We start from the raw sequence: 24,038 nt of genomic DNA, 5'->3' as shown, positions 1-24,038 counted from the left end.
CCCGCTATGGCATTGCGGCCCCGACAATGGAACGGGACGATCGCAAACAATCCGGCTCTTCGAAAGCCAGGCCCAGGGGCGCCAAGCCCTACGAGCGTCCGCGCGGCGGGCAGGCGCGCCCGATTTCGGACCTGATGCCCGAGGTCGGCCGTACGGCATTCCGGCGTTTCGGCTTCGTGCAATCGAGCGTGGTATCGCGCTGGCCGGAGATCGTCGGCGCCCGGCATGCGCGCGTGTGCACGCCCGAATCGATCCGCTTCCCGCCCGGCGAGAAGAGCGACGGCATTCTCCAGCTCGTCGTCGTGCCGGCCCATGCGCCGATGATCCAGCACGTGATCCCCGAGATCATCGACCGGGTGAACCGCTTCTTCGGCTACAATGCCGTGGGCAAAGTGAAGATCCGGCAAGGTGAGGTTAAGGCGCCGCCTGCTTCAAAGCCGCAGGCTGCCGCACCCTCGCTGCGGCCCGTTCCGCTCGAACTGGGGGAATCGCTGCGCGACGTGGGCGATCCCGAGCTTCGCGCGGTCCTTGAGTCGCTGGCGCGCAGCATGAGCGCCAAGGATAGTCAGGAAGAGCAGTAATGAAACTTGCCGGAATGAAGACCGCCCTGGGTGCCATGGTACTCGCGGCCGGTGCGATGACCTGCGTCTCGGCCTCGGCCAAGACCAGCAAGAGCCTGGAAAAGGCCTCGACCAACTGGAACAGCCGGATCGAAATGACCGCCGACGGCAGCCACCGCTTCGGCAATCCCGATGCCCCGGTAAAGCTCACCGAGTACGTCAGCTATACCTGCCCGCACTGCGCGCATTACCAGCAGCAGTCCGACCCGGTGCTGCGCCTGACCGTGGTGCCCAAGGGCAAGGTGCAGGTGACGGTCACCAACCTGCTGCGCAATCCCGTCGACCTCACCGTGGCCATGCTTGCCAATTGCGGCGATCCCAAACGCTTTTTCGTGCGCCATAACGCCTTCTTCGCCACCCAGGACACCTGGCTGCAAAAGGCGATAGACGCGACCAAATCGCAGCAGCAGCGCTGGTATCAGGGGCCGATGATCGACCGCATGCGGGCAATGGCCTCCGACCTCGACCTCTACAAGATTATGTCGGGCTGGGGTATCGACCGCGCCCAGACCGATGCCTGCCTTGCCGACAAGGCCATGCTCGAAAAGCTGAGCAACCAGCAGGCGGAGATCGCCAAGCTCGGCCTGAAGAGCACACCCAGCTTCACGCTCAACGGCAAGGTCCTGACCGACGTTCACGACTGGACCGGGGTTTCCACCGCAATCACCAGCGCCCTTGCCGACGAACGCGACGGAACCGTCTGAAGCCCCGAAATCTGCGGACAAGCTGTGGAGAGAATCTCCGCAAGCCCGGCCCGCGCTTTGTTCCGCCAGTCCTATCGGCTAGCCATTTTCCCGTCTTTGCAAAGGATTCGCCACAATGACCCGCAACCGTTTCCGCCAGATCGTGTTCGGCGCCCTTGCCGCGCCTCTCGCGCTCGGCCTTGCTGCCTGCGACAAGAAGGCAGAGGACGGCGCGCCCTCGTCGAGCGAACCCATCGCCAGGATCGCCCCGCCGGCCGGAAAGGCCTGGCAGGACATGATCGAGAAGACGCCCGAAGGCGGCTATCGCATGGGCAATCCCGAAGCACCGATCAAGCTGATCGAATATGCCGCGCTGAGCTGCTCGCACTGCGCCGAATTCTCGAAGGAAAGCTCCGAGCCGATGCGCGACGACTACGTCGCCAGCGGCCGCGTCAGCTATGAGCTGCGCTACTTCATGCTCAACCCCTTCGACGTACCCGCTTCGCTGCTCACCACTTGCGGTTCGACCGAGGCGGTAATCCCGCTCAGCGAGCAGTTCTGGGCATGGCAGCCGAACATGTTCGAGAACGTGCAGGCCCTCGGCGATCAGAAACTGCAGGCGATCGGCGAACTGCCCAAGGAACAGCAGATCGCGGCCATCGCCGACGCTTCGGGCATGGTGAACTTCTTCTCCTCGCGCGGCATTGCCCGCGATCAGGCGAAGGCCTGCCTGGCCGACACCGCCAAGGCCAAGGCGCTCGCCGACCAGACCCAGAAGGCGTCCGACGAGTTCAATGTGACCGGCACCCCGACCTTCATCATCAACGGCTCATCGATCGGGTCGATGGGCTGGAAGGAACTGGAAGCCAAGCTGCAGCAGGCAGGCGCGCGCTGATGCGCCGGCTTCAGTAAGGGCGCGTAGATGCGCATAAGGCGGCTCAAGCTCAGTGGATTCAAGAGCTTCGTCGAGCCTGCCGAACTGCGCATCGAACCCGGCCTGACCGGCGTCGTCGGCCCCAACGGCTGCGGCAAGTCCAACCTGCTCGAAGCGATCCGCTGGGTAATGGGCGAAAGCTCGCCCAAGTCCATGCGCGGCGGCGGCATGGAAGACGTGATCTTCGCCGGCACCGCCAATCGCCCGCAGCGCGCCTTTGCCGAAGTCGTCCTGCAAGCCGAGACCGCGCCGCGTGACGACGGCGTGCGGGAGGAACTCGAAGTCGTGCGCCGCATCGAGCGCGGCGCCGGCAGTGCCTATCGCGTCAACGGCCGCGACGTGCGCGCCAAGGACGTGGCGCTGATCTTCGCCGATGCCGCCACCGGCGCGCACAGCCCCGCCCTCGTCAGCCAGGGCCGTATCGCCGCGGTCATTGCCGCCAAGCCCGCCGAGCGCCGCCAGATGCTGGAAGAGGCGGCGGGCATCGCCGGTCTGCACGTACGCCGCAAGGACGCCGAACAGAAGCTGCGCGCGACCGAGGCCAATCTCGCCCGGCTCGACGACATCATGGCCGGGCTCGACAAGCAGGTGGCGACGCTGCGCCGGCAGGCGCGCGCCGCCGAACGCTACAAGTCGCTGTCCGACCAGATCCGGCTCGCCGAAGCCCGGCTGGTCTTCGCCCGCTGGCGCGACGCCGCGGCGGCTGCCGAAGCGGCGAAGAAAGAAGCGCAGGCCGCAGAAGCGCGCGTGACCCAGGCGCAGGAGGCCGCGAAAGCCGCGCAGGAGGCGCAGGCCACGGCCGCCGAAGTGCTCGCCGAAGCGCGCGACGAACTGGCCGACCGCCGCGACGATGCCACCGCGCAGGGCCATCGCATGGCGACGCTGACCAGCCAGCTCGAAGCCGCCGAGCAGCGCCTCAAAGACCTCGACCGTCAGCGCACGCGGCTCGAAGAAGACCGCAGCGACGCCGACCGCATGACCCGCGATGCCGCCGAAGCGCTCTCGCGGCTCGAACGGGACCTAGCGGAAGGGGCGAAGCAGCTGGAAGCGGACGAGGCACAGCGCCCACGCCTTGCCAATGCTCTCGAAGGTGCCGAACGCATGGCGCGTACCGCCGAACTCGATCTGGCGCAGGCCACCGCCGAACAGGCTGCCGTCGAGGCCGAGTGGCGCATTGCCGAAGCCGAACTGGCGCAGGCGCGCAGCCGGCTCGACCGGTTGAACGCCGAGGCCGATCGGCTGCAGGCGCAACTGGCGGGCCTGCCGTCGACGGAAGATCTCGATGCGACGATTGCACAGGCGCAGCGCGAAGCCGAAGGGGCTGCCGAAGCCCTCGGCAAGGCGCGCGAGGGGCTGGAAGCGCAGCAGGCGCGCAAGGCCGAACTGCAGGCCGAACGCGATGCAGCCGCCTCCGAGCTTTCCGGCGCGCGCGCTGACCTCACCGGCATAGAGCGCGAACATGCGGCCCTGACGCGCGACCGCGAGGCACGGGCCAAGGGTGCCAAGGCTGCACACGGCCTGCCCGTCGCCATCGACGCCGTGCGCGCCGCGCCGGGCTATGAGCGTGCGCTGGCAGCCGTGCTGGGCCGTGACGCCAAGGCGCCGCTAGGGCGCGTCGAAAACACCGATGGACGCTTCTGGACAGGCGCCGTGGCTCCTGCCTCCGTCGCGGACAATCTGGCCGCGCATGTTCCGCAATGCCCGCCCGAACTCGGCGCCCGGCTGGCGCTGGTCCATGTCGCCGACGAGGACGATAACCGCGCGCTGAAACCCGGTGAGTGGCTCGTCACGAAAGCCGGCCTGCTGCGCCGTTGGGACGGCTTCGTGGCGCGCGGCGAAGGCGCCGCGGAAGCCGCACGCCTCGAGGCTGAAAACCGCTTTGCCGAGCTGGATGCACAGCTTCCGGCACTACGCGAGGCTGTAGCCAGAGCGGAAGCGCGACAGAGCCAAGTGCAGCAGGAACTCTCCAGTCTGTCCGCCGCCGTGATCGCGGCGGAACGCGCGATTGCCGATGCCGCCAATGCCGAACGCAGCGCCCTGCGCGCCGTCGATCAGGCCGAGGATACCAAGGCGCGCCATCAGGCCCGGCGCACCGAACTCGACCGCAGCGTCGCGGAACTGGCCGAGCAGCGCCGCAATGCCAAACAGGATCTGGCTGCTGCCGAAGCCAAGCGCGCGCACCTCCCCGATCCCGAAACCGGCCGCGCCGCACTTGATGCCGCCAGGGGCAAGAACGAGACGGCCAGGAGCGCGCTGCAATCAGCCACCGCCGCGTTGGCCTCGCACGATCAGGCGCTGGCCGTTGCCCGCGAACGCACCGCCTCGCAGCGCGGCGATATCAAGAACTGGCAGGCCCGCGCGGGCGATGCCACGAATCGGCTCGCGCAGATGGCCGGGCGGCTTGAGGAAATCGAGACCGAGCGCGCCGTCATCGCCGCCAAGCCTGCCTCGCTGATGGAGCAGATCGAGCAAGGCGAAACGGTGCGCAATCGCCTAGCCGAGGAACTCGCCAAGGCCGAAGCGGCCGTAAGCAATGCCACCGAAGCCGCGCGCAGGGCCGATGCCGGTCTGGCCGCCGCGCAGGAGAGCCTCGCCAGCGCCCGCGAAGGCCGCGCCGGGGCCGTGGCCCGCGCCGAGAACGAGGACGAGCGCCGCGTCGAGATGACCCGAATTTCCGGCGAGCGTTTCCAGTGCCCGCCGCCGGTCCTCCCCGAACGCTTCGAATTCGTCTCCGCCGAAGTTAGCGGCGCGAACGAGGAATCGGCGGCCATGGACAAGCTCGTCGCAGACCGCGAGCGGATCGGCCCGGTCAATCTCGTCGCTGCCGACGAACTCGCTGAAGCCGAGGAGCAACTGGGCTCCAGCGTCACCGAAAAGGCGGAACTGGCCGAAGCGGTTAACCGGCTGCGCGGCTCCATCGGCAACCTCAACCGCGAAGGCCGCGAGCGCCTGCGTGCCGCCTTCGAAGCGGTCGACGGCCACTTCCAGCGTCTGTTCAGCCGGCTTTTCCAGGGCGGCAAGGCGCACCTTGCGCTCGTCGACTCGGACGATCCGCTTGAAGCCGGGCTCGAAATCTACGCCCAGCCACCGGGCAAACGCCTGCAATCGCTCACACTGCTTTCGGGCGGCGAACAGGCGCTGACGGCGGTGGCGCTGATCTTCGGTCTGTTCCTGACCAACCCGGCGCCGATCTGTGTCCTCGACGAAGTCGACGCCCCGCTCGACGATGCCAATATCGAACGTTTCTGCGACCTGCTCGAAGCGATGACCAAGGAAACCGACACCCGCTACCTGATCGTCACCCACAATGCCGTAACCATGAGCCGCATGCACCGCCTGTTCGGCGTCACCATGGTCGAAAAGGGCATCTCGCGGCTGGTCAGCGTCGATCTGGTCGGCGCGGAAGAGCTGCTGGCGGCGGAATAAGTTGACGACCTAAATTTTTGTAGCTACAGAAACGGTCGGTCGCCCATACCTGATGGGCAAGAGACAGAGGTACGAGACTGATATGTAATCTGCACGCCGGAGACCGACTTGAAAGACATCTCTAAGGCCGATCGTTGGAAAATCACTTTTGATGATGGCAAGCGTGCTAAGATTCTTGAAGAGCGAGGTTTAGACCTTGCGGACGCAGCTCTGGTATTTGCCAACGAGCATTATCAGATTGAAGATGACCGCAAAGACTATGGCGAAAGACGCTACCGTGTTTGGGGCTTTCTGAACGGTCGTCGCGTTTCTCTGGTCTGGACTCCTCGGGATGGCAATCGTCGTATCATTACAATGAGACATGCCCATGAGCAGGAACACGAAATCCGCTTCCGATCCCTGGATTGATCCCGACGACGATGATGTCGAATGGACGGAGGAAATGTTTCGAGCGGCGGCGGTCTACAAAGGCGAAAAACTGATCCGTCCCGCTGCGGGCACGTTAAAATCGGTAGGCCGGCCCCTTTCCGAAAATCCCAAAAAGCAAGTCACGCTTCGTCTCGATCCGGACGTAATCGAAGGCTTCCGCGCGATGGGCAAGGGCTGGCAGACGCGTATCAATGCCGAATTGCGCAAGGCGCTCGGCATCTGATCACCCCTTCAACACGAACCGCGGCCCCGGTCCGTGGGCGGCGGCACCATCATTCGCGTTGTAGAGCTGGCATTTCCTGAGGCTCAGGCACCCGCAGCCGATGCATTCCTCCAGCTTGCGGCGGGTCAGTTCGAGCAAGGCGATATTGGCATCGATCGAGGCGCGCATCGAACGGCTGATCCGCTCCCAGTCGCCCAGTGTCGGCGTGCGGCCTTGCGGCAGCAGGGACAGTTCGCGCTCGATTTCGGCGAGCGCGAGACCGAGCTTCTGGGCAATCAGGATGAAGCTCACACGGCGGATGTCGGACCGCAGGAAACGGCGCTGGTTGCCGCGCGAGCGCAGCGACGTCAGCAGCCCCTTTTCCTCGTAGAAGCGGATCGCCGAAACCGCGACGCCGGTGCGGCGCGACAGGTCGCCGATGGAAATGAACCGATCCTCGACCACACACCCCCCGAATTTTTGGCTTGATCTCAAGTTAGCTTGAGGTTGCATCTTTGCCAAGCCGGTGATTCGCCCGCAAGCAAAAAGGAGCAAGAACAATGGCCACAGGCCGCCTCGAACACGCCAATATCACGGTGAGCGACATCGAACGCTCCTCCCGCCTGTTGCAGGATCTGCTCGGCTGGGAAGAGCGCTGGAGAGGCCCCGCGATCAACGACGGCGAAACCATCCATGTCGGCGGGGAATTCAGCTACATCGCCATCTATACCGACCACAAGCCGCACGACCGCTTCGCCAAAGGCGCGCCGCTCAACCACATCGGCATCGTGGTCGACGATCTCGATGCCGCCGAACAGATTGTGATCGCCGCGGGGCTCGAACCCTTCAGCCATGCCGATTACGAACCGGGCCGGCGGTTCTATTTCTTCGACTGGGACGGCATCGAATTCGAGCTGGTCAGCTATGAATGAGCCGCTGATCACCGAAGCCGGAGCGTGGTATCGTCGCGCCCCTTCGCGCTCACATCACGCCGGCGTTGCCCACCACCCAGCAGGCGAGCGCCATGACAATGCCGGCATCGCGGTTCGACCGGAAACGGTAGAGCGCGTTGTCGCCATCATCGGGGTCGAGTGTCAGCGCCTGAAAGCCAAGGTGCAACGCTACCGGAACCAGCGCGACAAGCGCGACCCAGTCGGGACGCATGGCCCAGAATGCCAGCGCCCAGAATGCCAGGGCCAGGGCATAGAACGCCGTGATCCCTGCACGTACGCGGCTGCCTAGGCGCAGGGCTGCGGAGCGGATGCCGACCAGCGCATCGTCTTCGCGGTCCTGCAGGGCATAGATCGTGTCGTAGCCCATGCACCACACGATGCTGCCGGCGTAGAGCGCGGCCAGAGCCTCGAGATGATCGGTGCGGATCTCGATCCAGCCGACCAGACAGCCCCATGTAAAGACCAGCCCGAGCCAGGCCTGCGGCCACCACGTGATCCGCTTCATGAACGGATAGGCCGCCACGAGCGCAATGCTGCCCAGCGCCATAACCTGCGCCTGCCAGCGCAGTTGGACAAGCACCACGAGCCCGACGATGCAGAGCACACCGAGCCAGGTCCAGGCCGCTTCCTTGCTTACCTGGCCGCTGGCGATGGGCCGCGCCGCCGTGCGCGCCACGCTGCGATCGAGATCGGCATCGACGATATCGTTATAGACACAGCCCGCGCCGCGCATGGCGACCGAGCCGACCAGCAGCCACAGCAGCAGCCCCCAGCGCTCCTCGCCGCCTGCCAGCAAGACGCCCCAGGCACAGGGCCAGAACAGCAGCCACCAGCCGATCGGCCGGTCGAAACGCGCCAGCCGGGCGTAGGGACGCAGGGGCATGGGCAGCATCGCGATGAAACCGCCGTGCTGGGAATCCGGAACGCCGATATCCGAAGGAGGGGAGCCTTTAGTCACGCGCGAGGTCTAGTCGATTGCTCGCCGCCTGTCATCGGCGATTGCATGGACAGGAGTTCAGTCGCGGACCGGCAAACCCATTGCATACCGGCCGGGTTGCCGCGAAAAGGCCTGTCCTGCAGCCATTCGCACGAGAAGAAAGTCGCCGCTCATGGGAGCAACCCCCGCCTGGCCGCCGCGTTCGGCTCCGCGCCTGTTCGTACAGGGGCCGCTCGCGCAAAATGCCGCCGTCACCGTGGACGGCGGGCAGGCCCATTATCTCGCCAAGGTCATGCGCGTGGCGCCGGGCGATGCCGTGATGCTGTGCGACGACATGACCGGCGAATGGGCCAGCGAAGTCGTCTCGGCGGGCAAGCGCGATATCGTTCTGGAACCGCGCGAACGCCTGCGCGAGCGCGAAGAAGTGCCCGACTTCTGGCTTTGCGCGGCGCTGCTGAAGAAGCCGAATTTCGATCTTGTGCTGGAAAAGGCAACCGAACTGGGCGTCCGCCGCATCCAGCCGCTGGTCACGCGCCGCTGCGTGGCGGACAAGCTGAATCCCGAACGCGCCCGCACCATCGTGACCGAAGCCGCCGAGCAGTGCGCACGCACGGCGCTGCCCGAACTGGCCCCGGCGACGAAGCTGGATGCCCTGCTGCGCGACTGGCCGCAGGACCGCGCCCTGTACTTTGCCGACGAACAGGGCGGAGCGCCTGCCGCGGCCAGCTTTGCCAGCCATCCGGGCCCGGCAGCCTTGCTGGTGGGCCCCGAGGGCGGGTTCGACGACGGCGAGCGCGAGGCCATCCGCGCCCACCCGCAGGCCCACCCGATAACGCTGGGCCCCCGCATTCTGCGCGGCGAAACCGCCAGTATCGCTGCCTGCGCGCTATGGATGGCCGTCGCCGGCGATTGGTCGAGCAACGGAAATTGAGCATCCCCGATACAAATATTGCTGGCATCGGCACGTCCGCATCCCTAATTCCCGGCGCATGAGCACCAGGGAGGTATCGGATCGCGCCGATCCGATCGTCGAAAGCCTTGATCAACTCGCCGCGCCGATGGCTGCGGGCGAAAAGCCGCGCGCCGCGTGGCGGATCGGCACAGAGCACGAGAAGTTCGTCTACGACCTCGTCGACCACCACGCCCCGTCCTACGACGAGCCCGGCGGCATCCGCGACCTGCTGATGGCGCTGACCGAATTCGGTTGGACGCCGATCGAGGAGGGCGGCAAGGTCATCGCGATGAAGGGCGCCGACGGCACGGTCAGTCTTGAACCGGCGGGCCAGCTCGAGCTGTCCGGCGCACCGCTCGAAAATCTGCACGAAACGTGCTGCGAAACCGGCCGCCATCTCCAGCAGGTGAAAGCGATCGGCGACAGGATCGGCAAGGGCTACCTCGGCCTCGGCATGTGGCCGGACAAGACCCGCGAAGCGCTGCCGATCATGCCCAAGGGCCGCTACGGCATCATGCTGCGGCACATGCCGCGCGTCGGCTCGATGGGCCTCGACATGATGCTGCGGACCTGCACGATCCAGGTCAATCTCGACTATGCGAGCGAGGCGGACATGGTGCAGAAATTCCGCGTCAGCCTGGCACTGCAGCCGCTGGCGACCGCGCTCTTCGCCAATTCGCCCTTCACCGAGGGCAAGCCCAACGGCTACCTCTCGTACCGCAGCCATATCTGGTCGGACACCGACCCGGCCCGCACCGGGATGCTCCCTTTCGTGTTCGAGGACGGCTTCGGCTACGAGCGCTATGTCGACTATATGCTCGACGTGCCGATGTACTTCGTCTTCCGCGACGGGAAGTACATCGATGCCGCCGGCCAGTCGTTCCGCGATTTCCTCAAGGGCGAGCTTCCGGCGCTGCCCGGAGAGCGCCCGCGACTAAGCGATTGGGAAGACCACCTCTCGACGGCTTTCCCCGAAGTGCGCCTCAAGTCGTTCCTCGAAATGCGCGGCGCGGATGGCGGGCCATGGAGCCGCATCTGCGCTCTGCCTGCCTTGTGGGTGGGCCTGCTCTACGACCAGACCGCGCTCGATGCGGCATGGGATCTCGTCAAGGACTGGGACATGGAAGGCCGCGAGCTGCTGCGCGCCTCGGTGCCCGAGCTCGGTCTCGATGCCCCGCTTCCGGGTGGCGGCACCTTGCGCGACATTGCCGGCGAAGTGCTTTCCATCGCCCGTTCGGGCCTTGCCGCACGCGGCCGGCTCAATGCCGGCGGCGACAACGAGACCGGCTACCTCGAACCGCTCGCCGAGATCGTGGCGGCCGGCAAGGTGCCTGCCGAGCGCCTGCTGGACCTCTACCACGGCGAATGGGGCGGGGACGTCTCGCGCGTCTACGGTGTGAAGAGCTTCTGAGGTGATCGTCGGCGCAAGGGAGCCGCTCTGACGCCTACTCTGCGGGCTGCAATTGCGGGTTGCGTGGCTGCAGCCACTTGCCCAGCCGGCCGAACATGCGCGTAATCAGGGCATTGCGGCCCATCCACTCGTAGTACTCGCGGTACTTCGGATCCTCGGCCAGCAGATGCGCTTCCTCGGTCCGGGCGCGCCAGTAGTAGATGCCGCTAACGATGGCGAGCAGCACGGTGTTGCGAATCGCGTCGGAGACCGAACCGGTGCGCACCAGGAACGGCAGCGTCGAGGTCCACCAGAACAGGTTCTTCGAAAGATAGGCCGGATGCCGGGTGAAGCGGTACGGCCCGTTGGTCAGCACGCCGCGATAGGTGAGGTTCGAGAAGCGGATGCCGAAAGCGAACGTCGCCCAAGCATAGACGGCGGTCAGGAACACCATCAGCGCCGCCCAGATCCACAAGAGTACCGAATGCGTCGCGAAGACGCCGGCCCAGCCGACCGTGTTCACTTCATAGCCGAGCACGTCCGCGCGGCCCATCGTGCCCCACACGAACGGCGGATAGCAGATCAGCGCCGCGACCCAGCCGGCCAGCAGCGGATTGCCGCTGCGGATATGCGCATCGAGCGGACGTAGCGTCAGCAGATAGCCGACGGTCCCGATCTGCACATCGATCAGGAACAGCCCGGCGATCAGCGTCGAGCCCAAGGCGACGGGATTGTATTCCATCGCCGCGAAATCCGCGTTCACCACTTGCGCGAAGCCCGGCGGCAGGATCGAGATCATGAAGGCGCCGAAGAAGCCCTTGATCGCCCAGGCCCGCCAGTGCTTCTTGACCTCACTGGCGTCCCACGGCTCGCGGCCGATGAGCATGGCCCCGAAATGCCAGGAATGGTCGCGCGGTTCGATCATGTAGCGGTCGAGCCACAGCACATAGGGCACCGAAAGCACGAAGAGCGGCAGCGCCACGACGCTGAGCACGTCCATCGCGAAGAGGTACTGGCCTTCCCAATACCAGCGCGCGATGCAGTAATAGAAGCCGAGCACCGCCCATGTCGCCCAGAGGCCGGCGATCTTGGTGATCGAGATATCGAGCGTTTCCGACAGCGGGCGCGGCGCGCTCCAGTCGATGCCGGTCGAGGGCCGCAAGTGCACCTTGTCGACAAGGACGGACCACAGCCCCATGGCGGTGCCGGTGAAGAAGAGCGTCGCCACCGACGCGTAGGGCCCGCTCATCGGGGCATGAGGCCCCGGAAGCGCCAGCACATCGGCTATCGACGCCCAATTGCGGCAGACCATCAGCCACAGGAAGAGGGCGGCAAGCCCCGACAGGCCGACGCCTGCCGAGACATCACTGGCGGGCCGGGGGTCCGCGGCGGTCTGGGCATTGCTCATGCCCGTGCCCTAGCCGCAAATGGTTAAGGGGTCCGAAACGGGACGGGAAAGTTCCCCGTCCCGCTTGGCACAAGATCAGCGGAAGGCGCTGATCTTGCCCGAATCGTCAAGAATGTAGAGCGTCCTGTTGGCCACGACCGGCTCGAGCATGACGCCGTCGTTCAGCTCTGTGAACAGCGAATAGGTTCCCGTTGCCGGATCGACCGTGCCCACGTCGCCTTCCGAATTGGCAACCCACAGCTTGTTTCCAGCCAGCACCGGGCCGACCCAGAAGTAGGGGTTCTTGCGCTTCTTCTCGTTCTTGTAGCGGGTAAGCTGCGTCAGCCAGCGGACGCGGCCGGTGGAGCGCGCAATCGCGAGAATCTCGGCATGATCGTCGAGCGTGAAGACCCATTCGCCGGCCACGGCTGGCGTGGAAATACCGGCAAGGTTGAGTTCCCAGATACGCTGGCCGGTCACGAGTTCGTAGGCGGCCATGCGCCCCCCCTGGCCCAGCGCATAGACGCGGCCATTGTCGATGATCGGATCGGCATCGACGTCGGTCAGGCTGCCGACCTCGGTCGAAATCGAGGTCCGCGCAAGCGCGTCCGACCAGAGCTGACGGCCATTCTCATAGCGATAGGAGACCAGTTCGCCCGAGGAATAGCCGGCAATCACCGTGCCTTGCCCGGCAGCCGGCGCGGCAACGCCGAACACACCGGCCTGCGTGAGCGAGCCCGATTCGTTCCAGATCAGCGACCCGTCCGCTGCGTTGAGCGACAGGATCTGGTTGTCCTGGGTCATCACGTAGACGGCGTTGAAGGCGATCGTCGGCTCACCGCGCAGCGGGCCGGCCGGCTTCTTGCTCCAGATCTGGTCGCCGGTCGATGCCTCGAGCGCGGCCACTTCGCCCACGCCGGTGGTGACATAGACACGGCCGCTGTCGAAGCTGACACCGCCACCGAAGACCGACTTCGAACCGTCACCGCTCACGGCGAAGCTCTTGGTCCACAGGCGCGCGCCGCTCTGGGCGTCGAAGGCATGAACCTTGCCCTCGGTATCCATGACGTAGAGACGGCCATCGCCGATCACGGGCGCGGCGGCGAGACGCTGCCGGTTCGAGGAGCCGGCAATCTGCGCGGTCCAGACGCGCGTGGGATTGGCCGACAGCGCGAGGTGGCCGTAGGACTTGCTGGCGGTGCCGCCGCCCTGCGCCCAGTCGGCATTCGTCTGTTCGGGCGGCAGGATTACGGATACGGCGGCCAGCGTCGGGTCGACCTTGGCGCCGGTCTCGATACGCGAGAGGATCGGAACGCGTTCGCCGACGGTCGGCGTCTTGGGGTCGCCTTTGCCGCCACCGAACACCTTGCAGCCCGACAGGCCCATCACCAGTGCCAGCGCGATCAGCGGCACGACCTTGCGTGCGCCGGACCGGCGGCCTTCGCCCACGCGGGTATTCGAGACAGTAGCCTTCATGCGCACCTCATCAGACATTCTTATTCACCGGCGGGTTCAACGGCATTGACGATCTTGCCAATCGGCTTGTCGAGCGGCTCGCCCTTGTCGTCTACCACGTCGTCCACCGCATCCTGGCCCAGCACCGCCGCGAGCTGCCGTGCCCGGCTGCGCAGGGCATCGTTCACGCCCTCTTCCTTGGCGATCGCCGCGAACAGCGCACCGGCCTGGTCCTTCTTATCCTGCTTGAGGTAGGCCATGCCCACCAGTTCGCCGGCGACCCCGAACCACGGATTGCCCGGCGCCGCCATCGGCTTGAGCCGGTCCACCACGTCCTGCGGCTTCATCGCATCGAAATTGGCAGCCACCTCACGGATTGTTGCCAGATCGCGCAGCGGTTTGGGCGCCTTTTCGTCGGCCGCCACCTGCTTGTAGATCTTGAGCGCGTCGGCCTTCTTGTCCTGCTCCAGCGCAATGGCGGCGAGCATGAGACGCGAAGCCGTGGCCTCCCCATCGGAGCCTGCGGCCGCGATCGGTTCGAGCTTGGCCTTGGCATCGTCGAGATTGCTCGCCTGCACGCTGTCGAGCGCCTGAACGAACGTTTCGGTGCGGCTTTCGAGTTCCTTGGTCTGGCGGTGCTCCCAGTAGAGCCACCCGCCGAACGCGGCGAGACCGAGCACGATCAGCGCAATCAGCGGCTTGCCGTAGCTCGACATGAAGCTCTCGACCTGGTCCTGGCGCAAGGCATCGTCGACCTCGCGCAGGAACACGTCCTGCTGCGCAGCGAGCTGGGCCGCTTTTTTCTCTTCGGATTTCGAATTCTTGTCAGGAGGCAGGGCCAATTTGGGCGCTTTCCGCGGTAGTCTGAATGGTTGCGGGGCTGTTTAGCGTATGGGCTAGGGTTTTCAACGGGGATGATCGCTGCACCCTCAGGCGTGAAGGCCGCCTGAATGGGGAATGTGGCTAGGGGAAGGCAGCGAGCCCCAGAGCGCTGCCATAGGTATCGCGATAGGCGCGAATCATTGTTTTTTCGTCATAAGCCGCCTGCGCACAGGCACGGTTGGCAGCACCGACGGACGTCCGCAGCCCTTCGTCGGCAGCGAGCGCGATCAACGACGCGCTCAGTGCAGCCTCATCTCCGGCAGGGGTAACAAAGCGGCGGTTATCCCCCGATACCATCTGCGCCACGTCTCCCACGGCAGGCGAGGCCACCGCGACTCCGGCCGCCATCGCTTCCACGACCGAGATCGGGAACTGCTCGCTGTCGGACGAGAGCGCGAATATGTCGAACAGACCGACCACGCGCGAGGGATCGGGTGCGAACCCGGGCAGATGAACGCGGTCCCCTACGCCGCTCGCCTCCGCCTCTGCCGCGATGGTCTCGCGCTCAGGCCCCTCGCCGACGATGACCAGCCGCCAATCCTCGGGCAGGGCCGCAAAGGCGCGCACCAGACGCGGCAGGTTCTTCACCGCGCGCAACCCCGCGAGCGTGCCCACCCATTTCTCGCCCGGTTGCTTGACCAAGCCCGGCACGGAATCGGGCGGTGGCGGCGTGATATAAGCTGGCGTGTTGATCCCGTTGACGATCAGGCGGACGCGCGAGGCGGGCTGATGCCAGGCCTCGCGGGCAATCGCCTGAAGCCGCTGCGAGGGCACGACCAGCGCCGAGGCGCGCGCCAGCGCGATTCGCCGGAACAGGTTTCGCGCAGGTTTCAGCCCCGCCGCCTCGTCCTCGTTGAACCCGTCCTCATGGTGAACGAGCGGGCTGAGCCCCAACAGACCGCCGTAAAGCCGGTGCGCCAGCACGGCGTCCATGGCGCCCCAGTTATAGGTGAGGATCAAGTCGAACCCGCGCATGGCCTTGGCCAGCTTCAGCAGACGCAGCGGCGTGGGCCTGCCCTGCAGGCTCGGAAAGTCCTGCGGGTAATCCACCGTCAGGGCCGGATCGAGCACGACCGAGGCACCATAGGCCCCCGGCTGCGCCGAGACGACCGCATGTTCGACTTGCGGACCGAAAGCGTTCATCAACCGCGCGGCACGCAGTTCCTTGCCGCCGGCCGAGAAGCTCGAATGAAGATGCAGGACGCGCAAGGGGCCGCTCAGTCCACGCGCGCCAGCAGGCGATCGATTGCCGCGACCGCTTCCGGTTCGTCGAGCGTCGGGGCATGGCCCACGTTGTCGAGCGTCAGCGCTTGCGTGCCGGGCAGACGACGCACCATTTCGTCCATCGTTTCTGCGGACAGCAGATCGGATAGCGCGCCGCCCAGGACCAGAACCGGCCGGCCGGCCAGCGCTTCCCAAGCCGGCCACAGATCGGGCTGGTTATCGACATCGAAATCCATGAACGGCTCGGCGATCTTCATGTCGTAATCGAACACGATGCGGCCGTTGCTGGTCAGCGCCATGATCCGCTTGGCCATGCCGATCCAGAAATCGAGCGGCTGATCGGGATGCGCGCCACTATGCGTCTTTTCGATTTCGCGCGCGGCATGGACCCAGGTGGGGAAACTGCGCCCCTGCCCGACATATTCCTTGATCCGTTCCAGACCGTCGCGGCGCAGCGCGGGACCGACGTCGTTGATGACCGCCCCGGCAATCTTCTCCGGGATCACGGTTGCCAGCCCCATGGTCAGCAGACCGCCCAGCGAGGTGCCGATGGCGACGAAGCGCTCGATACCTTCCTGCGCGATCAGCTCGAGCAGGTCCTCGGCATACTGCACCGGTGTATAGCTGGCAGAATCCTTGGCATATTCGCTGTCGCCGCGTCCGCGCATGTCGGGGCAGATCACGCGCCGGGTCTCGGCCAGATGCGGCGCGATCGTATCGAAGTCGCGCGCATTGCGCGTGAGGCCATGGAGGCACAGGACAGGCGCAAGCGCCGGACCGCCTGCGTCTTGCTGGGCCGGGTAATCACGGAAGTGGAGCTTGAGGCCGTCGCGGCTCGACCAGTACCGATCTTCGAATTCCGTCATGCCGAAACGGCAACCTCCTCAGTACCCGGGTTGATCGGCGGGCCTTCGCCCCCCACTATCGCTTTATGCGCAGCGAACCGCAAGCAAGTGTCTACCGCCCCGATCCCCGTATCGAAACGATTGCCGACTGGATCGGCGATCCCGTCCCCGCGGCGGACTTTCCCAAGCACGAGCTGCGATTCCGCAACGACCGCTGGGCACGTGCCGTCGGGCTGGACAACCTCGACGATGCGCAATGGGTCAGCCATCTCGGGCGCTTCGAACCGCTGCCAGGCAACCTGCCGCAGCCGCTGGCGCTGCGCTATCACGGCCACCAGTTCCGCTCGTACAACCCGGACATCGGCGACGGACGCGGCTTCCTGTTCGCGCAGATGCGCGACGCGGACCAGCGATTGCTCGATCTGGGCACCAAGGGATCGGGCCGCACCCCCTACAGCCGCGACGGGGACGGACGACTGACGCTGAAAGGTGCAGTGCGCGAAATCCTCGCCACCGAGATGCTCGAAGCGCTCGGAGTTAATACCAGCAAGACCTTCACGGTGATCGAGACCGGCGAATCGCTGTGGCGCGGCGACGAACCCTCTCCCACGCGCTCCGCCGTGCTGGTGCGCCTCTCGCATGGCCATATCCGCATCGGCAGCTTCCAGCGCCTGCTCGCCCACGACGAGAAGGACCTGATGGAAGCCCTCGTCGCCTATTGCCTCGAGACCTATCCCGGCGGCGAGCCGCCCGCCGACGCCCCGGCGCGCGAAGAACCGGCGGTGATCCTGATGCATCAAGTCGTCGAACGCATGGCCGATCTCGCGGCGAGCTGGATGGTCGCGGGCTTCGTCCACGGCGTGCTCAACACTGACAACATGAACATCTCGGGCGAGAGCTTCGACTACGGCCCCTGGCGCTGGCTGCCCAAGTGGGACCCGCGCTTTACCGCCGCCTATTTCGACCATGGCGGGCTCTACGCCTTCGGGCGCCAGCCGGAATCGGTGCTGTGGAACTGCGGTCAGCTTGCCGTTGCCCTGCGGATGCTGACCGACACCGAACCGCTGATTGCCGCGCTCGACCGGTTCGGTCCGCTCTACCAGCAGGCGATGGCCCGCCGTTTCACCTGGCGCCTCGGCGTCGAATCGCGCGGCCTTGAAGCGGACTCGACGCTGATCCAGTCCGCCGAACGCTACATGGTGGAACATGAGATGGCGCCCGACGCCTTCTTCTTCACCCATCGCGGCGGACGCAAGGCCGATGACCATTCCTTCGGCGAGCTGCTGAAAGGCTATGCTCCGGCGGCCGGTAGCAGTGCCGATTTCTGGCAAAACGACGAATCGCCGCACATCCTGATCGACGAGGTCGAGCGGATCTGGGCGGCCATCGACGCGGACGACGACTGGGCACCGCTGCACAAAAAGGTCTCGGAAATTCGCGAACTTGGCAGAAATCTCGACGAACCGCCCGAGCCATGCGGCCTGCGCATGATTTGATGCGCCCCGTTAGCAACCCGGTAGGAATACCTGTGGCATAGACTGCAAAATATCGAAGTTTATTGGATAACGGATTGTTAGCCGTAATGGACGGTGCAGCGACAAGTACAACATCATTAGCGAGTGACCGAGGCCCCGTGTCTGAAGCAAGCAAAGTCGAAGTGATTTCGCACGAGCCTGCAACCGGCGCGGAAATCTGGCGCGGTCCCGTATGCGAGGTCGACGAGGTCGTCTCGCGTGCGCGCCGTGCATGGCCGGGTTGGGCGGCTCAGCCGCTGTCCACGCGCATGGAACTCGTGCGCCGCTTTGCCAATGAAGTCCGCAAGGACGCGGAAAAGCTCGCCACCACCATCGCCCGCGAAGTCGGCAAGCCGCTTTGGGAAGCGCATGCCGAAGTCGAGCAGGTCATCAACAAGGTCGAAGTCTCGATCCGCGCCTATGCCGAGCGCACCAGCCAGCGCAAACTCGATTCGGCCCTGCAGGGCACGATGGCCGTGCGCCACAAGCCGCATGGCGTGCTGGTGGTGCTGGGCCCTTACAACTACCCGGCGCACCTGCCGAACGCACACATCGTTCCCGCACTGATCGCCGGCAACGTGGTGATCTTCAAGCCGAGCGAAAAGGCCCCGGCTTCCGGCGAAATCCTTGCCCGCTGCTTCAACCGCGCCGGTATCTCGGCGGCGGTCATGCAGTTCGCGGTCGGCGGCCCGCCCGAGGGTCAGGCCCTGATTTCACATGACGGCGTGGACGGCGTGCTCTTCACCGGTTCGGCGAATACCGGCATCGCCATCAACCGCCGCCTCGCCACGCGCCCGGACAAGATGGTCGCACTGGAAATGGGCGGCAACAACGCGATGGTCGTATGGGACACCCCCAAGCTGACCGACGCCGCCGCGCTGATCGTGCAGTCGGCCTTCGCCACGACCGGACAACGCTGCACCGCGACGCGCCGGCTGATCGTCAAGAATTCGATGTACGACGCGGTGATTTCCGAAGTGAAATCGCTCGCCGACCGCCTCATCTTCGGCGCGCCGTTCGACGAACCCTCCCCCTTCATGGGCCCGGTCATCGACAATGCCGCAGCCGACGGCCTGTCCGAGAGCTTCCTCTATCTGATGAGCAACGGCGGCAAGGCGATCAAGCATCTGGTGCGCCCCGACGAATCGCTGCCTTTCCTGAGCCCCGCGATCATCGACACGACGGCGATGAAGGACCGGCCCGACGTCGAGTTGTTCGGCCCGATCCTGCAAATCATCCGCGTCCACGATTTCGACGAGGCGATTGCCGAAACCAACAATACCCGGTTCGGCCTGGCGGCTTCGCTGATCGGCGGCACGCCGCCGGAATACAACAAGTTCTGGGCGAATGCCCGCGCCGGTATCGTCAACTGGAACCGCGCCACGGTGAACCCGAACCATGCCGCGCCGATCGGCGGCATCGGCCTTTCCGGCAACCATCGCCCGACCGGCTACTATGCGGCCGACTACTGCGCCTATCCTGTCGCTTCGGGTGAAATGGAGCAGCCACGCGCAATGATCGGCGTCGGGCTCAGGTAATTCCGCCTCAAGGCCATCGCGCCCCGGGCATTTGGACAATGTTTCGCAGGCAAACGGGCCTCCTCCCATCCCCCGATCGGGAAGAGCCCCTACCTGCGGTCACTTGCCGCTGGTTATCAGGTCGACTTCGGTGATCCCGCCGTTTAGCTGGCGGGCATAGACGACATAAGCCTTGCCGTTCTTGCGGCCGCCCAGAACGTGGTCGTTGCCATCGAGCTTGTACTCGGCCCCGTACCCGGCCTTGCTGGCCTTGGTGTAGTAGAAGCTGATGACATCGTCCGGCGCGACCGGGGTCGCGAAGTTGACGACGCGCAGCGAGCACGTGTCGCTGTCAACGCCCGCGGCTTCCTGTACGGCCCCACGCGGATAGACAGGAATGTCCGAGGGCAGCTTGGCGGCCCAGGTGTTCGAGTACTCCACCTTGGAAGCGCAATCGGTCTGCGCCAGCTTGGAAGCCTGGGCGATCTGCGCTGCGGTGGCGGCGCTTTCGGCCAGCTCTGCAGCACCGCCGCTGGCCGGTTCGGGCGCGGGCTTCAAAGTGCCGCCGACGGCCTCGGCCGCCTTCTTCTTGGCATCGGCAACGGCTTCGGGCGAGCGATCCTCGGGCGGAAGCGTGATCTGGCCGTCGCTCGCGGAGATGGCGGCGCCGTCCTGGCCTGCCATTTCCGGATCGACCATGATCTGATCGCCCAGCGCGCCGCTCATCGCAGGATCGGTTTCACTGCCGGTGGGCGTCTTGTCGTCCGAGCCGCAGCCGGCCAGAAGCAGCGTGCCGGCAAGGCCGATAGCCATGAAACGGGCGGAAGTCTTCATCGTCGCGTTCCTCAATTTCGCTACGCTGCGTGGACACAGCGCGTCCCCTCAACGGATTGAAGGGCAATCAACTTTTTCAGTCAAACGCGAAAACCGCAGGAATTGCCAGCCGCATGGCGGCGGCGTCCCATTTCGGGAAGAGCGTGCGCGCAAAGGTTGCCGGTACGCAACGAGGGCGCCTGCGAAAATCGCAGGCGCCCTCCCGTCCGAACACGCAGGGTGCGGCCAGACGGTCCCTCACGCGTCGCCGTCCGCGTGAAGAAGCCAGCTTGTTGTCAGGTTAGCGGCAGCGCGATCCGCCCCGGTCGATCTCGCGCCCCAACAGGGCCCCGCCGACTGCGCCAAGCAGCGTGCCTACGGTACGATCGCGTCCGCCATCGATCTCACGGCCAAGAAGCGCGCCTGCCGCGCCGCCGATGAGCAGACCGGCAGTGCCGTCCTGCTTGCGGCAGTAATACCGACCGTCGCGGCCGCGCCAGGTGCGCGTGTCGCGGTAGACGGGCTCGCCGCGGTAACGGTAATCGGTGCGATAGCCCCGGCGCCTGTCCTCGCGCGAGTAGCGCTCGCGGCTGTGGTTGTAGCTCTGCTCGCCCGGCGCATGGAATTGCGAGGCGAACACGGGCTCGGCAGACGCCGGCGTGACGGTAGCGAGGCCGGCCGTGGCCGCAGCCAGAGCGGAAACCTTGAAGAATGCGTTCATCTCTCTTCTCCTCAATGGCGAGGGGCGGATCTGCCGGACGACTCGATCCGCGGTACACATTCATCTTTACGGCACTTAACCTGAACAGACTGCAACAGCGCTGTCAGATTTCAGGTGTTTCGATGAAGCGAGGCACTGGCTGCGACGAGACGAGAGGGTTGCCCGAATTCGCCGGGACTTCTAAGCCGCGCCCGTGGGGCCCCATCTTCCGCCGTCCAGAGTACCAGCCATGTCCACCAATCCTCCCGCACGCCTGGGCGGCCTGCTTCAGGCCCTGAGCGCCTATCTGATCTGGACGCTGTTCCCGCTCTATTTCGCGCTGCTCCATGCCGTCTCGCCGTTCGAAGTGGTGGCCTGGCGTATCCTGTTCACGCTGCCGTTCTGCCTGCTGGTGATTGCGGCCATGCGGCAGGGCAAGGAGCTGTGGGCCGCCTTGCGCAATCCGCGCATCGTCGCCGCCCTTACCGCGAGCGGGCTGCTGATCGGGACCAACTGGCTGGTCTATGTGATGGCGGTGATGCACGGGCACGTGCTGGCCGCAAGCCTGGGCTACTACATAAACCCGCTCGTCAATGTGCTGACCGGCGCGGTCTTCCTGCGCGAACGCCTGTCGCGGCTGCAGTGGCTTGCCGTGGCGCTGGCTGCCGTCGGCGTGGCGATCCTGGCCCACGATGCGCTGGCGACGCTGTGGATCAGCGTGGTGCTGGCGCTGGCCTTCGCGGGCTACGGCCTGACGCGCAAGCTGGCGCCGGTCGATTCGCTCTCCGGGCTGACCGTCGAAACCGTGGTTCTGCTGATCCCGGCTGCGGCGCTGCTGGGCTGGCAGGCAACGACGCCGGCCGGCCTTGCCATGGGCACCACGATGCCGCTCAGCCTGCTGCTGGCCTGCGCCGGCGTGCTGACCGGCATCCCGCTGCTGCTTTTCGCCAGCGCCGCGCGCAAGCTCGACTTCTCGGTGCTCGGCTTCATCCAGTTTGTGACGCCGACGGGCCTGTTTCTGCTGAGCCTGTTCGTCTTCAACGAACCGCTCAGGAGCGTTCAGCTGATCTGCTTCCTGTTCATCTGGACCGCGATCGCGCTGTTCTGCTGGGACATGCTCTCGCGCGGCAGGAACAGCCGGAAAGCCGCCTTACAGAGCGCCGGCGAAGCGTAAGGGCTCGCCCAGCGCCTGATTGGCGAGCTGGCCTTCCCACATCGCCGCGTGGCCGCGCACGATGGTGCCGACGACGCGGCCGTCCAGCTCCATGCCGGTGAAAGGCGACCAGCCGCAGCGGCTTTCCACCCAGTCCTCGGTCACGGTGAACTTGCCCTTGCGGTCGATCACGGTGAAGTCGGCATCGTAGCCGGTGGCGATGCGGCCCTTGCCGACGAGACCGAACACGCGCTGCACGCCGGCGGAGGTCATGTCGATCAGCCGCTCCAGCGTCATGTGCCCCTTGGCGACATGATCGAGCATCAGCGGCAGCAGCGTCTGCACGCCGGGCATGCCCGAGGGGCTGGCCGGATAACGCTTGGCCTTTTCCTCCTTGGTGTGCGGCGCATGGTCGGACCCGATCACGTCGGGCACGCCCTGCCGCAGCCAGTGCCACAGCCCGTCACGGTGCGCGGCGGAGCGGATCGGCGGGTTCATCTGCGCATAGGAGCCGAGCCGCGGATAGGCGTCTTCGGCTGCCAGCGTAAGGTGCTGCGGCGTGACCTCGCAGGTCGCGATGTCGCGGTGCTGCGCGATGAGTTCGAGTTCCGCCGGAGTCGTGACGTGAAGAATGTGGATCGGCCGCCGCGCCTGGCGGGCCAGCCGCAGGATGCGCCTGGTCGCCAGCATCGCGCTCTCGTCGTCGCGCCAGACCGGGTGGCTGGAGGGATCGCCCTCGACCCGCTCGCCCTTGCGCTCATTCATCCGTGCCTCGTCCTCGGCATGGATGGCGACGCGGCGGCGGCCATGCGCGAGCACGCGGGCAAGCTGCTCGTCCTCGGCAACCAGCAGATTGCCGGTCGAAGCGCCCATGAAGATCTTAACGCCGGCTGTTCCGGGGATGCGCTCCAGCTCGGCCAGCTCCTCTGCGTTCTCCGCTGTCGCACCGACGTAGAAGGCATGGTCGCAGTACATGCGGTGATGGCCGCGCTCGAGCTTGTCGTGCACGCGCATCACCGTGTCGGTGTTGGGATTGGTGTTGGGCATTTCAAAGACGGCGGTCACGCCGCCCATCACCGCCGCACGGCTACCGCTTTCAAGGTCTTCTTTGTGCTCCAGCCCCGGCTCGCGGAAATGGACCTGACTGTCGATCACCCCCGGCAGCACATCAAGTCCGGCGCAGTCAATCCGCCGCGCTGCATCGGGATAGCTGCCCACGCCGACGATCTTGCCGTCGCGCACGGCGACATCGGCCACGGCTGCCCCGTTCGGGGTGTGGACCATTCCGCCGGAAAGCACGAGTTCGGGAGCGTTTGCGGTCATCGGAAAGGTCTCTCCGCCAGGGTTGCACGTGACATGGTCTGCACGGTCCTCATGCCGAAACGCGGCCCGTGCGTTCCCTCCGGCCTAGGCGTCCCGAATGAATCGCGCAAGAATGGGCAGGCGCCCCGCGGTCAGAACTTGATCTTGGTTCCGATCATGATGCGGTTGCTCACGGTCCCGTCGGGCATGGCCGCCGCATCGACATGAACATCGAGCGTAACCCCGTCACCCAGCCCGACCTGCGCGCGCGGCATCCCCTCTGCGACCACATATGTGTCGGGCAAGGGACGCAGCCGGTTTTCCTCCGGATCGGGCGCGCAGACGACGATCTCTTTTCCCGTGGAAACCGGGCAGCGGGGCTTCACGGCCCGCAGGTCCAGCGTCGCGTCTTCCTTTGGCAGCAAGGCCAGATCGAAGGTCTCGGCCCGCGACTGTTCCATCGCGACGGGCGAATCGGCAGGCAGATCTACGGCGGGCATGCAAATCTCTGGGCGGCGATATGCAAGGATGCCCATGAGAACATGGCCATTTCACGGCGCGAAATGATGGCGACCTTCGTCGCCAACGACGGCACCATGGCGCCTTCGCAGGAGCCTTGCGCGAAAGCCCGCATTGATCGGACAGATCAGCCGGCCCGGCCTCTGAAATCCCGGAGCGCCGCGCAGAAAGGCCCGGTCCGCCGGGGTAGGGGCGAACCGG

23 protein-coding genes are annotated in these 24,038 nt (G+C 65.7%); 12 read left to right on the top strand and 11 right to left on the bottom strand.

The features are described 5' to 3' along the window. The first annotated feature begins 26 nt into the window (after window positions 1-26). The 6 genes from IEX64_RS14550 (at window position 27) to IEX64_RS14525 (ending at window position 6,315) form a co-directional block, all read left to right on the top strand. The gene (locus IEX64_RS14550; RefSeq protein ID WP_188820595.1) at window positions 27-581 is read left to right on the top strand and encodes a DUF721 domain-containing protein; all 555 of its coding nucleotides are present in this window, start codon (window positions 27-29) and stop codon (window positions 579-581) included. After that, the gene (locus tag IEX64_RS14545) at window positions 581-1,324 is read left to right on the top strand and encodes a DsbA family protein (RefSeq protein WP_188820594.1); all 744 of its coding nucleotides are present in this window, start codon (window positions 581-583) and stop codon (window positions 1,322-1,324) included. The genes IEX64_RS14550 and IEX64_RS14545 overlap by 1 nt, the downstream gene beginning before the upstream one ends. 115 nt (window positions 1,325-1,439) lie before the next feature. After that, complete coding sequence (locus IEX64_RS14540) at window positions 1,440-2,198, top strand: DsbA family protein (RefSeq protein ID WP_188820592.1); 759 nt, start codon at window positions 1,440-1,442, stop codon at window positions 2,196-2,198. A gap of 27 nt (window positions 2,199-2,225) precedes the next feature. Next, the gene (locus IEX64_RS14535) at window positions 2,226-5,663 is read left to right on the top strand and encodes an AAA family ATPase (protein WP_188820590.1); all 3,438 of its coding nucleotides are present in this window, start codon (window positions 2,226-2,228) and stop codon (window positions 5,661-5,663) included. A 108-nt stretch (window positions 5,664-5,771) separates the two neighbouring features. Continuing rightward, entirely contained in the window at window positions 5,772-6,071 is a 300-nt protein-coding gene (locus IEX64_RS14530) for a BrnT family toxin (RefSeq protein WP_229710382.1), read from the top strand. Next, a complete protein-coding gene (locus IEX64_RS14525) occupies window positions 6,031-6,315 on the top strand; it encodes a BrnA antitoxin family protein (protein WP_188820588.1) in 285 nt (94 codons plus the stop codon). The genes IEX64_RS14530 and IEX64_RS14525 overlap by 41 nt, the downstream gene beginning before the upstream one ends. Here IEX64_RS14525 and soxR read toward each other — a convergent pair whose 3' ends face one another. Further along, window positions 6,316-6,759 (bottom strand): redox-sensitive transcriptional activator SoxR, encoded by a 444-nt coding sequence (gene soxR / locus IEX64_RS14520; RefSeq protein WP_229710379.1) that lies wholly within the window; start codon window positions 6,757-6,759, stop codon window positions 6,316-6,318. It abuts the gene before it with no gap. A 95-nt stretch (window positions 6,760-6,854) separates the two neighbouring features. On the opposite strand from soxR, the gene IEX64_RS14515 reads away from it, so the two are divergent. After that, a complete protein-coding gene (locus IEX64_RS14515) occupies window positions 6,855-7,226 on the top strand; it encodes a VOC family protein (protein WP_188820584.1) in 372 nt (123 codons plus the stop codon). Window positions 7,227-7,275: 49 nt separating this feature from the next. Here IEX64_RS14515 and ubiA read toward each other — a convergent pair whose 3' ends face one another. Then, a complete protein-coding gene (gene ubiA / locus IEX64_RS14510) occupies window positions 7,276-8,139 on the bottom strand; it encodes a 4-hydroxybenzoate octaprenyltransferase (RefSeq protein WP_188820717.1) in 864 nt (287 codons plus the stop codon). A 217-nt stretch (window positions 8,140-8,356) separates the two neighbouring features. Here ubiA and IEX64_RS14505 point away from each other — a divergent pair, with 217 nt between their 5' ends. Then, complete coding sequence (locus IEX64_RS14505) at window positions 8,357-9,115, top strand: 16S rRNA (uracil(1498)-N(3))-methyltransferase (protein ID WP_188820582.1); 759 nt, start codon at window positions 8,357-8,359, stop codon at window positions 9,113-9,115. 58 nt (window positions 9,116-9,173) lie between these two features. Continuing rightward, the gene (locus IEX64_RS14500) at window positions 9,174-10,547 is read left to right on the top strand and encodes a glutamate--cysteine ligase (RefSeq protein WP_188820580.1); all 1,374 of its coding nucleotides are present in this window, start codon (window positions 9,174-9,176) and stop codon (window positions 10,545-10,547) included. 34 nt (window positions 10,548-10,581) lie between these two features. Here IEX64_RS14500 and IEX64_RS14495 read toward each other — a convergent pair whose 3' ends face one another. The 5 genes from IEX64_RS14495 to IEX64_RS14475 form a co-directional block, all read right to left on the bottom strand. Next, a complete protein-coding gene (locus IEX64_RS14495) occupies window positions 10,582-11,934 on the bottom strand; it encodes a methyltransferase family protein (RefSeq protein WP_188820578.1) in 1,353 nt (450 codons plus the stop codon). A gap of 75 nt (window positions 11,935-12,009) precedes the next feature. Then, window positions 12,010-13,389 carry an outer membrane protein assembly factor BamB family protein gene (locus IEX64_RS14490; protein ID WP_188820576.1) on the bottom strand — a complete coding sequence of 460 codons (1,380 nt, stop codon included), beginning with the start codon at window positions 13,387-13,389 and terminating at the stop codon, window positions 12,010-12,012. A 20-nt stretch (window positions 13,390-13,409) separates the two neighbouring features. Then, window positions 13,410-14,210 carry a tetratricopeptide repeat protein gene (locus IEX64_RS14485; protein ID WP_188820574.1) on the bottom strand — a complete coding sequence of 267 codons (801 nt, stop codon included), beginning with the start codon at window positions 14,208-14,210 and terminating at the stop codon, window positions 13,410-13,412. 121 nt (window positions 14,211-14,331) lie between these two features. Beyond that, on the bottom strand, window positions 14,332-15,459 hold the full coding sequence (locus IEX64_RS14480) for a glycosyltransferase (RefSeq protein ID WP_229710376.1): 1,128 nt from the start codon (window positions 15,457-15,459) through the stop codon (window positions 14,332-14,334). An 8-nt stretch (window positions 15,460-15,467) separates the two neighbouring features. Then, window positions 15,468-16,340 carry an alpha/beta fold hydrolase gene (locus IEX64_RS14475; RefSeq protein WP_188820572.1) on the bottom strand — a complete coding sequence of 291 codons (873 nt, stop codon included), beginning with the start codon at window positions 16,338-16,340 and terminating at the stop codon, window positions 15,468-15,470. Between the two features lie 65 nt (window positions 16,341-16,405). Here IEX64_RS14475 and IEX64_RS14470 point away from each other — a divergent pair, with 65 nt between their 5' ends. Next, complete coding sequence (locus IEX64_RS14470; RefSeq protein ID WP_188820570.1) at window positions 16,406-17,815, top strand: protein adenylyltransferase SelO family protein; 1,410 nt, start codon at window positions 16,406-16,408, stop codon at window positions 17,813-17,815. Window positions 17,816-17,901: 86 nt separating this feature from the next. Then, window positions 17,902-19,371 carry a succinylglutamate-semialdehyde dehydrogenase gene (locus IEX64_RS14465; protein ID WP_188820713.1) on the top strand — a complete coding sequence of 490 codons (1,470 nt, stop codon included), beginning with the start codon at window positions 17,902-17,904 and terminating at the stop codon, window positions 19,369-19,371. A gap of 99 nt (window positions 19,372-19,470) precedes the next feature. Here the strand turns inward: IEX64_RS14465 and IEX64_RS14460 are convergent, their stop codons facing one another. Together IEX64_RS14460 and IEX64_RS14455 are read right to left on the bottom strand one after the other, a co-directional pair. Continuing rightward, a complete protein-coding gene (locus IEX64_RS14460; protein ID WP_188820568.1) occupies window positions 19,471-20,184 on the bottom strand; it encodes a hypothetical protein in 714 nt (237 codons plus the stop codon). A 280-nt stretch (window positions 20,185-20,464) separates the two neighbouring features. After that, window positions 20,465-20,884: a glycine zipper 2TM domain-containing protein gene (locus IEX64_RS14455; RefSeq protein ID WP_188820566.1), complete on the bottom strand. Its 420-nt coding sequence runs from the start codon at window positions 20,882-20,884 to the stop codon at window positions 20,465-20,467. 229 nt (window positions 20,885-21,113) lie between these two features. Between IEX64_RS14455 and rarD the strand changes: the two genes are divergently transcribed. After that, window positions 21,114-22,037, top strand: coding sequence for an EamA family transporter RarD (gene rarD, locus IEX64_RS14450; RefSeq protein WP_188820564.1), 924 nt, complete (start codon window positions 21,114-21,116; stop codon window positions 22,035-22,037). Here rarD and IEX64_RS14445 read toward each other — a convergent pair. Together IEX64_RS14445 and IEX64_RS14440 are read right to left on the bottom strand one after the other, a co-directional pair. Further along, complete coding sequence (locus IEX64_RS14445; RefSeq protein WP_188820562.1) at window positions 22,014-23,339, bottom strand: dihydroorotase; 1,326 nt, start codon at window positions 23,337-23,339, stop codon at window positions 22,014-22,016. The two genes, rarD and IEX64_RS14445, sit on opposite strands and share 24 nt — an antisense overlap. Window positions 23,340-23,470: 131 nt before the next feature. Next, window positions 23,471-23,818, bottom strand: coding sequence for a hypothetical protein (locus IEX64_RS14440; RefSeq protein ID WP_188820560.1), 348 nt, complete (start codon window positions 23,816-23,818; stop codon window positions 23,471-23,473). Window positions 23,819-24,038 lie beyond the last annotated feature (220 nt).

Source organism: Novosphingobium indicum (genome assembly GCF_014645195.1).
Taxonomy (GTDB): domain Bacteria; phylum Pseudomonadota; class Alphaproteobacteria; order Sphingomonadales; family Sphingomonadaceae; genus Novosphingobium; species Novosphingobium indicum.
Note: the sequence above shows the minus strand (reverse complement) of the source record. Positions and strands in the feature narration are given on the sequence as shown.